This is a genomic window from Streptomyces albicerus (assembly GCF_008905045.1).
Classification (GTDB): domain Bacteria; phylum Actinomycetota; class Actinomycetes; order Streptomycetales; family Streptomycetaceae; genus Streptomyces; species Streptomyces albicerus.
Window position 1 is genome coordinate 1 of the sequence record NZ_VWMY01000049.1, and the last position, 12,281, is coordinate 12,281.

Annotated in this window: 8 protein-coding genes; 3 read left to right on the forward strand and 5 right to left on the reverse strand. The window is 67.4% G+C overall.

Features of this window, described 5'->3' with window-relative positions; translation table 11 throughout:
- Positions 1-137 precede the first annotated feature (137 nt).
- Positions 138-569: a hypothetical protein gene (locus tag GAS53_RS36630; protein WP_151482085.1), complete on the reverse strand. Its 432-nt coding sequence runs from the start codon at positions 567-569 to the stop codon at positions 138-140.
- A 125-nt stretch (positions 570-694) separates the two neighbouring features.
- A complete protein-coding gene (locus tag GAS53_RS56875; protein ID WP_225859321.1) occupies positions 695-895 on the reverse strand; it encodes a hypothetical protein in 201 nt (66 codons plus the stop codon).
- 199 nt (positions 896-1,094) lie between these two features.
- Between GAS53_RS56875 and GAS53_RS36640 the strand changes: the two genes are divergently transcribed.
- A complete protein-coding gene (locus GAS53_RS36640; RefSeq protein ID WP_151482086.1) occupies positions 1,095-3,692 on the forward strand; it encodes a protein kinase domain-containing protein in 2,598 nt (865 codons plus the stop codon).
- Positions 3,693-4,072: 380 nt separating this feature from the next.
- The gene (locus GAS53_RS36645) at positions 4,073-7,294 is read left to right on the forward strand and encodes a Tn3 family transposase (RefSeq protein ID WP_192583443.1); all 3,222 of its coding nucleotides are present in this window, start codon (positions 4,073-4,075) and stop codon (positions 7,292-7,294) included.
- Positions 7,295-7,343: 49 nt separating this feature from the next.
- Here GAS53_RS36645 and GAS53_RS36650 read toward each other — a convergent pair whose 3' ends face one another.
- A complete protein-coding gene (locus GAS53_RS36650; RefSeq protein WP_225859322.1) occupies positions 7,344-8,342 on the reverse strand; it encodes a winged helix DNA-binding domain-containing protein in 999 nt (332 codons plus the stop codon).
- A gap of 104 nt (positions 8,343-8,446) precedes the next feature.
- A complete protein-coding gene (locus tag GAS53_RS36655) occupies positions 8,447-9,181 on the reverse strand; it encodes an alpha/beta fold hydrolase (RefSeq protein ID WP_151482088.1) in 735 nt (244 codons plus the stop codon).
- 80 nt (positions 9,182-9,261) lie between these two features.
- On the opposite strand from GAS53_RS36655, the gene GAS53_RS36660 reads away from it, so the two are divergent.
- Positions 9,262-10,236: a helix-turn-helix transcriptional regulator gene (locus tag GAS53_RS36660; RefSeq protein ID WP_151482089.1), complete on the forward strand. Its 975-nt coding sequence runs from the start codon at positions 9,262-9,264 to the stop codon at positions 10,234-10,236.
- 378 nt (positions 10,237-10,614) lie between these two features.
- On the opposite strand, the gene GAS53_RS36665 is transcribed toward GAS53_RS36660, so the two are convergent.
- A complete protein-coding gene (locus GAS53_RS36665; protein ID WP_151482090.1) occupies positions 10,615-12,006 on the reverse strand; it encodes a sporulation protein in 1,392 nt (463 codons plus the stop codon).
- Positions 12,007-12,281 lie beyond the last annotated feature (275 nt).

Sequence of the window (12,281 nt, forward strand, 5' to 3'; positions counted from 1 at the left end):
CTCTCCCCGGAACCACCCCGCCTCATCCCAGCAAACCGCCGAACAGACGACCTGTCAGCATCCCCGGCAAGATCGCCAACAGAGTCACGGCATTGGGTCTAAGAGCTGACCAGTGGCCAATGGCAAGACCGCGGATGTCACTCAGCCTCAGGCTCTGCCAGGCTGATGAGGGTTTCGGCCAAGCAGCGCATCGGATCCCACTCTCCTCCGAGGGGCTTCTCCCCTTCTTCTGCCTCTCGGAGCATCTCCTTGATGCGCTCTTGGACGTAGGGCTTGTTGGCAAGTTCGCCTTGGTAGTCGTTCATCGGGTCGATGTGAGTCTTCCAGCGCACTGGGACCGGCTTCCCGTCTGGACCCAGCAAGCAGCCTTGGCCAAAGTGGAATTCCACGGAGCAGGCGCGACCTGTGACGTCGTCGGTCGAAGCGCCGGAGGGGCCGAGGGTCGGGTAGCGCCGCGCGTAATCCACATCGGGCAACCTGCAGACGGCGTAATGCTCTGGAAGAGGAGCATTGGCGAGTTGCTTCTCGGCTTGGCGGCCTGCGGTGTCGTTGTCCAGGATGCCGATCACTCGGTTCATAACGCCTGCCGCAGCAAAGCTCCTCATGTTCTTGACGACCTGATCGGTGCCGCCGGCAGCTTTTGTGGTTTGCCACGACCTGGTACTCGTGGTTCGTCACTGCTCCTCCTGGGATCTCAGGCGGGCAGGCTGGGGAGGACCTGGCCGTCGATGATCTGGGTGCGGGCGGTCACGGCGCGGTAGCGCTCCACTGTGCGGCGCGAGACGTCCAGGCCCTCCGCCAGTGCCTTGTCCGATCCCTTCGCCCGCGTGAGAAGGAATTCACCTGAGCCTTTCATGTCGTCGTCGGCGACGTTGCCCTGCGCCTGTTCAAGCACAAGGGGGCGTGGCAGTTGATCTTTGGCTGGCGATCATGGTCGCGTGATACGACGAGTGGAAGTTCCGTGCGGTGGGTCAGGGTACGCGTCGGGCTGCGAGACATCGCCCTAGACTTTCGCAACAACTGGACCAACTTCCCGTACGGGGAGAGCGGGTTCATGCGATCGGGCCCTCTCGGCCCAGCCAAGGGAGGGCGACGTGCTGCACGTTCCGCTGCACCGCGAGTTCCACTACATCCACGAGCCGCTGCCTGTCGGCGACGTCTCGATTCCTGTACTCGGTCATGAGGAGCTCGTGGATCTGCTCTGTGAGCGGCTCATGCACTCGCACGGTGGGACCTTCCTGGTCACGGGGTTCCGCGGCGTGGGCAAGACAACCCTGGTCCTACGGGCTCTGGAAAAGGCGGCAGCCGGGTTCGACCGGGGAGACCCCGCCGCCCGGTTCGGGCCTGATCGCCAACTGCTACTGAGGGTGCATTTAAGCGTCGCGCGCAGGATGGAACCGGACCAGCTACTCTTCGCCATCGTCCGGCGCATCTTCGAGGCACTGGACGATCAAGGGCTATTTCAGCACCTGCCGTCCGAAGTTCGCGAATCCTTGCTGGTGGCCTACACCCGCACGTCGTTGTCGTTCACGCAGACCCAGTCCGAGACTAGCGAGCGCAGCGCGACGGCGGGACTGGGTATTCAGCACGGCCTGCTTGGTGTGGCACCCCCGACACTGAACGTCGGAGGTAAGAAGAGCAGGTCGCGCACCACCGAAGCCGCCTTTCTCGCCTACTCGGAGACTGATGTCGAGCACGATCTGGTGCGGATCGTGCAGCTCCTCAGCGGTCGGTCGGAGCGTCCTCCTCGCCACCGAATGTGGCGCAGGGCGGTGTCCCGGCTCCGCGTGCATCCGGTCATCGTGCTCGACGAACTCGACAAGCTCACCGACAGTGACCCTGACGCCGTCGCCGCTCTCGAGAGACTGCTCGGCTCGCTGAAGAACGTGTTCACGACCCGTGGAGTGCATTTCGTCCTGGTCGCCGGACCCGATTTGCATGATCGGGCCGTGTCGGACGCTGACCGAGGGAGTGGCCTGTACGAGAGCGTCTTCGCGTGGCGCATGTACGTGCCGTGTCTGTGGACTGCGCCAGAGCGGCTCGTCCACGAGTCGGTTGCATGGGCCCGGGCCGAACTGGGCCTGCCTGCATTGCCCGTCCCTGCAAATTCGGCGGACATCAGTAACACGGTTGACCTCGCCCGACCTGAGGGCGAGACCATTCAGCTGGCTTCGCTGATCGCCCACTTACGGTTCAAGTCGCGCGGTGTCCCCCGCCGGCTGTTGCAGGAGTTCAACTCCATGGTCATGTGGGACGCGTCGCAGCGCGCGTCTGTCCACGTGGATGACGAGGCCTGGCAGCGTGTGCTGTTCTACGCCCAGTTGGATGCCATCCTGTCGCCCAGCGGTGCGACGGACGAAGCTTCGCCTGCGGTGATCGTTCCCATTGACAGGGACCGCCAGCGGCTGAGTGCCTATCACCTGGCTGACTGGGTGCTACGCAGCCGGGGTCGGGCCTTCTCGTCTCAGGACATCTTGGTTGACGGGCAGCTCGATCCAATGCTGCTGCTCGATGGGCCTTCGGCCGAGCAGTTCCTGGGGCATCTTGAGCACAGCGGCGTTCTGGAGGTCGTCAGCGATCCGGGTCGTGTCGACGTGACGCAGTTCGGGAACCCGGCGAGCGCCGGGCTGACCTACTACCGTCTCACCGATACATACTCCCGCCAGGTCGCAGGGCTCACCCGCCGTAACGAGGAGGAGCGGGTTGGCCTTGGGACGCCCGTCCCTGTGCCAGCGCGCTGGGAGAGCTCCGAGACCATTGTCATCCGGCCGCGTTCCGGTTCCGATCCGGTGCTTGTTCCACCGGCGCGCACAGCGACCTCGCTGCCGGCCATCACGCGGCTCAGTGACCGGTACGAGGTGCGGGAACTCATCGGAGCCGGCGGCATGGGGGCGGTGTACCGCGGTGTTGACCTGCGCACTGGCGAGGGCGTGGCGATCAAGCTGCTCCACAACGGTCTGGCGGAGGACTTCGCGGTCCGAGCCCGCTTCCAGCGTGAGGGCGAGATCGGAATGCGGATGCGGCACCCCAACGTCCTGCGCGTCATCGAATCCTTCGACCGGCTGGCTGTCCCCGCCCTGATCCTTGAGCTGACCGAGGGGCCGTCGCTGGACCAACTGCTGGTCCAGCACGGGACGTTGCCGCCGTCTGACGTGGCCAGTCTCGCGCGCACGCTCGGCCACGCGCTGGACTACCTACACTCCCTGGGCTTGTCCCGCATCGACCTCAAGCCGGCTAACGTCGTGGTCACGTCCGATCGGGGTCCCGTGATCGTCGACCTCGGCCTGATGCGTCCCGTGGAGACGAGCCTCAGCATCACCGAAGTGGGGGGCGTCATTGGCACGATTCCCTACATGGCCCCGGAGCAGGTCCGGGGCGATCACGTCGTTGACATCCGGTCGGACATCTACACGCTCGGCGCAGTCCTGTACCAGTGTGTCGTGGGGCGCCGCCTCTACGATGGCGCCAACGCGGCCGAGGTCGTCTTCGCGATTCTCCGGGAGCCGATCGCAGTGGAGGAGTTGCCTGTATCTCCCGCTCTCAATAACGTCCTGTGGACCTGTCTCGCGCGCGAGCCCGCCCTTCGGTACCAGGACCCGGCCGAGTTCCTCCAAGCCCTGGAGACCGTCCCGGAATCCCGGCAGGAGCCGAGACTCCTGCCAGGTCGCACCGGCCGCAGTTCTGCTTCCTGATCCGCCCGCGGGCGCCTGCTATCGCTCATGTGCTGAGAGATGCGAGGCCTCGCGTCGCGCCAGAACGCCACGGCGACCGTGCTGACCTTGGTCAGTGCGTTATGCACGCGTGAGGACGTCTCGCTCGGTTGTCGGACCGGTCTGGCACGATGCGGGCGGAACTGGCTGGCGGCTGGCCTGACGGCAGGAGGACCCGGACGCTGCTGCGACCTGGTCCGCGTTCAGGACGGCACCCTCTACCCTGCCCGGGGTGTGACCGAGATACGCGCCAAAGGGGCAACGGGATGATCTTGAAGCCCTGAGCGCTCGTCGCCCGTCACCCATTCGGCCCAGTGTCGTTGGTGGTGATGTTGCGCGTCGTCTGGGGCCTGGGGTGGGTTGTGACATCGATTGAACGGACCGCGTATCCACGGTTCAAGCGGCTGATCACCGCGCATGAGCTGCATCTGTTCTTCTCCCCGAGCCGCGATGAGTTGGAGTGGGCGTCTGATGCCACGGACTGCGATGAGCATCTGCTGGCGCTGCTGCTGATGCTGAAGTCGTACCGGCGCATGGGGTGTTTCCCGGCGCTGGAGGACGTCCCGGAGATGGTGGTGGACTTCGTCCGGCGGGCGGTGGAGCTGCCGGAGGGCACGCTGCCGGTGTACCGGGCGGAGCGGACCGCCAAGCACCACCGGGGCCTGGTCCGCAAGCAGGCCGGCGTGACGTACGACCAGGCCAAGGCCCGTGGGATCGTCGAGCAGTCGATCCGCAAGGAGGCCGCGGCGAAGAACCGCCCGGCGGATCTGATCAACATCGCGCTGGAGAAGGTGGTGGAGGCCGGACTGGAGCTGCCGGGGTTCTCCACCTTCGACAAGATGGCCTCGAAAATCCGCACCGAGGTGAACGCCTCGATCTGCGCGGGTATCCACGACCGCATGAGCGCTGCTCAGCGGGCGGGGCTCATGCGGCTGCTGGAGGACCGTGACAGCGACGGGACGACGCTGTTCAACCGGCTGAAGAAGCCCGCCAAGGGCCCGACCTGGTCGCACTTCAAGAACCTGACCAAGCGTCTGGAATGGCTGGACGAGCTGGGCGACACCGACGTGTGGATGGACGGAGTCGCCGCGGGGAAGATCACCGACTTCGCCGGGGAGGCGGACGCGGCGGACGCCTCGGAGCTGCGGGACTTCGCCCTCGTCAAGCGCATCGCGGTGGTCGCGGCCCTGACGCACAAGGCGTGGATGCGGGTGCGGGACGACCTGGCGACGATGTTCTGCAAGCGCGTGGCGACGAAGATCAAGAAGGCCAAGGCGGAGCTGGAGGAGATCCGGCTCGCCGAGCGGGAGATCGTCGAGTCCCTGATCGGGAACTACCGGACGGTGCTCAAGCACATCGACGAGGGCGGCCCGGCCCAGGAGGGGCTCACGAGGGCCGCGACCATGACCGCCGAGGTCCGCCAGGCCCTGGAGGGCCTGGACGAGGAGGCGTCGGTGGACGAGGTCGCGACGCGGCTGGAGGGAAGGGTCGCCCCGGCGGTCCTCTCCCTGGTGAAGGCCCAGGTGGTGCAGGCCGGCGGGTTCGGCGCGGTCACCCGCGCGGTGGAGGGCTTCGGAGGGTTTGCGAAGCAGTACGAGCAGATCGAGAAGGTCTCCGCCCATCACGGCAACTTCTGGGAAGTGCTGCTGTACGGGCAGATCGGCCGGGACCGGGCGGTGATGTTCGACCTGGCCGACAACGACAAGCTGAAGTTCACCGCGACGAGCGAGGACAGCCGGGTGCTGGATGCCCTCGCGCACGCCCAGCGGCACCAGGCGGCCCGCGGCGAGTACATCACCGCCTTCAACCAGGAGGGCAAGGAGGTCGACCTCTCCTTCGCCACCCAGAATTGGCGCAAGGCCGTCCTCGACAAGACCCGGACCGGGCAGTTCGTGCGCAAGCACTTCGAGGCGATGGTCTTCACCGCGCTCGCCGAGGAACTGCGCACCGGCGACGTCGCGGTGGTCGGCTCGGAGGAGTACGCCGACTGGTCCGAGCAGCTGCTGGCCTGGGAGGTCGTCCAGGAGACGCTGGGGTCCTACCTGGTGGAGGTCGGCCTCGCCGAGGCGGGCGAGAGCGCCGAGTTCGACGCGAAGTTCTTCCGCCGGCAGCTGGAGGACAAGCTGCGATCCGCCGCCGCGGCGGCGGACGCCGGGTACCCGGAGAACGAGGGCCTGGTGATCGATCCGGAGACGGGCGTCCCGTCGCTGAAGGCGTTCCGGGCTGACGGCCAGCGGCCCTCGGCGAAGCGGCTGGAGCAGGAGATCAAGGCGAGGATGCCGGAGCGTTCCCTGATGGGGATCGTGGCCCGGACCGCGTACTGGGTGGAGTGGTGGCGCCGTTTCGGCCCGCCGTCCGGCAACGAGCCCAAGCTCACCGACCCTCTGGGCCGCTACGTGATCGTCACGTTCGTCAAGGGCACCAACATGGGCCCGTACGAGGCCGCCCGGCACATCCCCGGCGTGAGCGGGCACGAGCTGTCGTACGTCGCCAACAAGCACTTCTCGATCGTGCTGCTGAACGAGGCGGTCGCCGACCTGGTGAACGCGCACGCCCGCCTGGACATCTCGCAGGCGTGGGGTGACGGGACCGCGGTGGCGGCGGACGGCACCCACATGGACACCTATCTCGACAACCTGCTCTCCGAGACGAGCGTGAGGTACGGCAAGCCGGGCGGCATCGCCTACCACCACGTCTCGGACACTTACATCGCGCTGTTCACGCACTTCATCCCGTGTGGCGTGTGGGAGGCCGTCTACATCATTGAGGGCTTGCTGAAGAACACCTCCGAGGTGCAGCCGACCACGGTGCACGCGGATACGCAGGGCCAGAGCTTCCCTGTCTTTGCGCTCGCCCACCTCTTGGGCTTCGACCTGATGCCCAGGATCAGGAACTGGAAGGAACTGACTTTCTACCGGCCCTCCAAGCAGAGCGAGTACGTACACATCGACGCCCTGTTCGGGGAGCCGGGCAAGAACACAATCGACTTCGACCTGATCGAGTCCCAGTTCCGCCACCTGATGCGCGTGGCCGTCTCCGTACGCGAGGGCACCATCTCCTCCTCCACGCTGCTCAAGCGGCTGCGGTCGGGGTCGCGGAAGAATGCCACCTACGCGGCCTTCCGCGAGGTTGGCCGCGTGATCCGCACCGTCCAGCTTCTGCGCTACCTCTCGGACGCGCCGTTGCGGCGGCGGGTGACCGCGGCGACCAACAAGGTCGAGTCGTTCAACCGGTTTTCCCAGTGGATCGGCTTCGGCAACCGCGGCGTCATCGCCGACAACGACCCGATCGAGCAGGAGAAGGCGATGAAGTTCAACGCCCTCCTTACGAACGCGGTGATCTTCCACAACGCCCTGGACATCGCGGAGATCGTCCGCCAGCTGCTGGAGGAGGGATGGGAGATCGACCCGGAAGACCTGGCGCACATCTCGCCGTACCTGACCGAACACATCAACCGGTTCGGCGAGTACAGCACCCACGAAGTCGGCATCCAGCCGGAAGCGTACGACCCAAAGCTTGACGTCGACTTCACCCCGCTCCGTGAGCAGCGTCTGATCGCCGCCGGCCTCGGTCAGGCCGCCTGACCCAACGTTCTCGCCTATGCGGCCCTTTTTGGATCGGGATGCGGGTCGGCTATGTGGTGGGCCGCAGGAAGCCGACGACGGCCTCCTTTTCCATGTCGATACCCTGCTCGATCTGAGGCGGGACAGGTTCGAACGCATCCACCTGGATGGAGCGCGAGCCGGGGCCACGGGTCCAGGTGGCGATGGCCAGGCCGTCGGCGATGACAGTGGGGCGGATGAGGCCGCCTCCTGGCCAGACGCGGGCCTGGTGGAGAGCGGGGACGGACGCCTCGCGGGTGCGGTAGCCGATCAGGTAGTTGTCGTAGGCGGGAAGCATGCGAACGTCCGGGGTGTCAGACGAGCGTGGGAGTTCTTTCACCCGCCCGGCGAGCATGGTCAATGCGCCGTACTCGGTGATCACGCCGGATTCCGCCAGCATTTTCCAGGCCCTGCGGGCCCAGGTGATCGGCAGTCCGGACCAGGCGGCGAAGTCCTCCAAGGTGGCGGGGGCGTGCGCGGCCAGGTACCGGCGGGCCAGCTCGGCGAGAGCATCGTCGCCCTCCCACCGGAAGCGCCCGGTGGAGGGCAGCCAGTCGTCGAGCAGCACATACGTGCCCTCACCGGCGCGCCGCGGACCATGGCAGAGGATGCCGGTGAGTGCTGCGTGGCGGATCAGGTAGAACGGCGCCTGCCCGTCCGGCGGAATACCGAGGGTGGTAAGGCGCTCGGTCAGCTCGGCCCGGGTGAGTGGGCCGTGCGCGGCAAGAGCACGCCGGATGAGATGGTCGGCGCGCTGGCGCAGATCATCGCCCAGGCCCAGCTGCTGGTAGCGGCGGCTGGTTGCGGCAAGGATCCGCGGGGACAGCAACTGCAACACCCAGCGGGCGTCGTCGCTGGGGATGGTGTGCAGGGTGCCGCGCATGTACCAGTTGCGGACGATGCTCCGCTCTTTCTCGTATGCCGTGCGGATGGCCTGGGCGGTGATGTCCCGGCCGCGTACCCGGATGCCCAGGTCGGCGGCCGTGGCGTCCTGGGCCTGGATGGCGAAGACCCGTCGGACGACCGTCACGGCAGAGGCCTCGCATGCTCCGCCGGCCAGGGCCTGAGCGTGGGCCCGCAGCCTGCGGATGCTCTCGTGGTCAGGCGTCGGGCTGTGCCTCTCGGCCGGCGCGGTCAGGAGACGGCCTTGTCGAGGACGCGGGCGAGTTCGGCGGGCGCGGACAGCATCGGCCAGTGCCCGGTGGGCAGGTCGAAGCGCCGCCACGGCGGCTGGTTCAGGTAGGCCAGCATCGGCACCCCGGCATCCAGCAGCCCCGTGAAGTCACGGCAGGCGATCAGGACACGGTCCACACCGGGACCGGGCTCGGCCGGGCCGGCGAGACGCTGGGTGAAAGTGCCGAACGGCTGAGGGGTGGCACGCGTGCGCAGAGCGTTCCGCTGGCCCTCATCGAGCCCGTCGAGGCTGCTGGACAAGCCCAGGACCTCAAAGGGCGGCATCGGTAGCCGCCACCCGTCGCCGGAAGCGTCGACCTGCTGGCGCAGCTGGTCCGCTGCCTGCGGTGGCATGAGGTCGAGCATGCACATGCCTGCGGCGAACGGGGCGCTGTCCACGTAGATCACGCGCTCCAGGCGGTCGCCGAGACGTCCGGCTGCCCCGGTGACCGGGGCAGCCGCGTAGCTGTGGGCGACCAGCGTGACGTCGCGCAGATCGTTCCGCTCGACGAATCCCGTGATGTCCGCGATGTGCGTGTCCAGGTCCGTCTGGGGTCCGCCCTGGTCTGCGTGCTCGGCCAGGCCGGTCAGTGTCAGCGGCAGCGCCGTGTGGCCGCGCTCCTGCAGAGCGCGGGCGGTGTCTTCCCAGGCCCATGCCCCGAGCCAGGCGCCGGGAACGAGTACGAAGGTGGCCATGTGATCTCCCTGAAGTGAGGTGCTGCGGGGAGCGTAAAGTCGATACAGGACAGAATCCGCCCTGAAATGCCGAGTGATCCATGTCGCATCCCCTGACCCGTGTGCTGACCCTGCTGGAACTCCTCCAGTCCAACGCCCGGCTCACCGGGACGGAGCTGGCCGACCGCCTGGACACCGACGTCCGCACCGTGCGCCGCTACACGGCCCACCTACGCGACTTGGGCATCCCTGTGGAGGCCGAACGCGGCCGCTACGGCGGCTATCGACTGGCCCGCGGCTACCGTATGCCACCTCTGGTCCTCACCAATGACGAGGCCCTCGCCGTCGTCCTTGGCCTGCTCGCGGCAGAACGTCTGGGCATGGGCACCGCCGCGCCGGCCAGTGCCGGTGCCTTGGCCAAGATCGAGCGGGTGCTCCCGCACGCCCTGCGCGAACCGCTCGCCGCCATGTGGGAGACCTTGTCCTTCACCGCCAACGCCGTAATCGGGCAGGCACCCGGAACCGGCGTCCTGCTGGCACTGGCCCAGGCCTCCCGCGCCCGCACGACCGTCGCCATCAGCCACCAGTCCTGGCGCCAGGAACACACCGAACGCGACATCGACCCCTACGGCGTGGTCTTCCACACCGGCCGCTGGTACGTCGTCGGCCACGACCACCTCCGCGACAGCTTGCGCACCTTCCGCATCGACCGCATCACCTCCGTCATCCCCCGAGCCGACAGCTTCACCGCACCCGACGGCTTCGACCCCGTCGCCCACCTGACCTCGACCCTCGCTCAGGGGCCCTACCGCTGGCAGGTCGAGGTGACGATCCATGGCCCCCTCGATGAGATCGCTCGCCGGCTGCCTCGCTCAGCGGTGACCCTCACCGCCCAGCCCACCGGCGTTCTCATGCACGCACGGGCAGAACGGCTGGACGGCATGGCCCACATGCTCGCCTCCCTGGAGTGGCCTTTCACCATCAACCATCCCGACGAACTGCGGCAGGCGCTCAAGAATCTGGCCGCCCAGCTCACCGCAGCCGCCCAGCGGAAACCGGAAGAACTACCGCAGTAAATACCGGATTTACTGCGACGGCGCCCTGGCCGTGATCGTCGCGACCTGCGGCGGACCGTTCCGGCTTCCAGAGCGAGATGTACGCATTTACTGCGGCGTCACTCTGCTGACCACGCGTAAAGCCGCATCAAGATCTACTCATTGCCCCCTTGACGCGTATCTCTGAACCCCAGACCGATGTGCTCGATGTCGGTAGTCGTGACGTTCTGGCTGCCCGACATCCGGAACCTCGCTCGGAGATCCGAGGCCCACTCGTGCCGCATCAGACGCTGAGCCTCGTCGGCACCGTTGAGTTCCAGCCCGTCGCCTTCCGGCAACGGCTGCCCGTTCTGCCGCCCTACGAACGGGGATCTCCCGGGAGACCGCAAGGCTCAGGGCTCAGGCGGCGACGCCGAGTTCGGCGCGGGTGCGGTGGATGAACTCGCGGACGGCCGGTTCGCGCCGCCAAGGGACGAGGGCGGCGTTGAACTCGCGCACGTAGTCCTTGGCCCGGGAGGACTGGACGCGGGCGAGGATGTCGACGGACCGGTGGCCGAGTTCGAGGCCGTGGTCGAGGTCGCGGGCCTGGAGGTGGGCGGTCCCGACGATGGCGAGGCGCATGCCGACGGACCGGGTGAACACCCCGGTCGGCATCGCGGCGGCGTGTTGGTTCCAGCTGAGAGCGGCCTTGGGGCTCTTCAGGTCGCGGAAGATCTCGGCGGCGTCGGCGGAGAGACGGGAGTGCGCATAAAAGTCGATCCAGGCGGGCTCGTCGCCGCTGTCGTCCTTCGCCTGCCCCAGCAGGTCCTCGGAGGTTTTCAGCGCCTTCGAGGCGGCCCTGGCGTCGTTCTCACGGGCATGAGCGCGGGCCTCGATCAGCTTGGTGAACGCCAATACCCGGGGCACGGCCTGCCCCTTTGCCCGCTCGAAGGCGCCCTGGACCATGTCCACGGCCTCCGACGCGAACCCGCGCATCAGGGTCTGCATGGCCATGGTGGTCAGGACATAGCAGCCCAGCTGCACGTCACTGCCGGCGCGGGCGAGACGGAGGGCCTGGATGAAGTGCCGCTGGGCGGCGTCGTGCTGGCCGACGTCGAACGCCGTCCACCCGGCGAGCCGCGACAACTCGGCGGTCACCGAGAAGAGTTCGCGGCCGATCTCGTCCGAGAAGGAGCCCTGCAGAAGTGGGCCCGCGCGGTGGTCGAGGCAGTCGGTGACGGAGTTGGCCTTCCAGTTCCCGCCGCCGTATTTAGAGTCCCAGCGGCGGGCGTCGTCGGCGGCCTCGCGCAGTTCGTCGAGGTCGGCTCGCCCGACCTGCTTCCCGCCACGATGGTCAGCGGTCTCGTCGGCAGGGGTGACGAGCCACCGGGTGACGGGGGTGGTGAAGGCGGAGGCGGCGAAGCCGGATCCGGCCAGAAAGTCGCGGCGGTTCACGGAGCTCCAGAACGAAGTGGCGACGCGGACGGCGTCGGCGGGGTCTCGCGGGAAATCCAACCCCACCGAGGCGTCGATTGTCTCCGCCTCGCCCATCCCGATCTCGTCGAGGTTGACGGGCCGGCCGAGCCGTTCGCCGATGGCCTGCGCCAACAGGTTCGGCACCGGCCATTTCGGCGTCATCCCGCGGCGGCACCAGTTCGCCACGGACGTGTGTGAGTAGTCGGTCTCAATCCCGGCGGCATGGGCGAGCTGGTTGACGCGCAGAGCCAGGGATTTGTGGCTCGCGCCGCTGGCTTCGATGAGCCGGGCCAGGTCCGCGTTGGGCGGACGGGTCCGGCGGGTGGTCGACGCCACGACCTTCTCCCTTGCCGGTGACCGGAGCGCGGGCGACTCGAACACGTAGTTGGGCACGTATGTCTGTACTTGGTGGAGCACGACGTCGTACCCGTCCGAGGGCTAAGAGTCGTACGCGTTCCGCGTGTTGGGTCACTGACGATATTCCTCTTCGGCGGGTCGTGAACCGCCTTTGCGAGTTGTGAGCCCCCCTGCGAGCCCTCCCCGAGATCTTCCCGGGCGGCTGTGATGTGAGCCCAGGCCGCCGCCGGGCTGGGAGGAAGGACCCTCGGCGG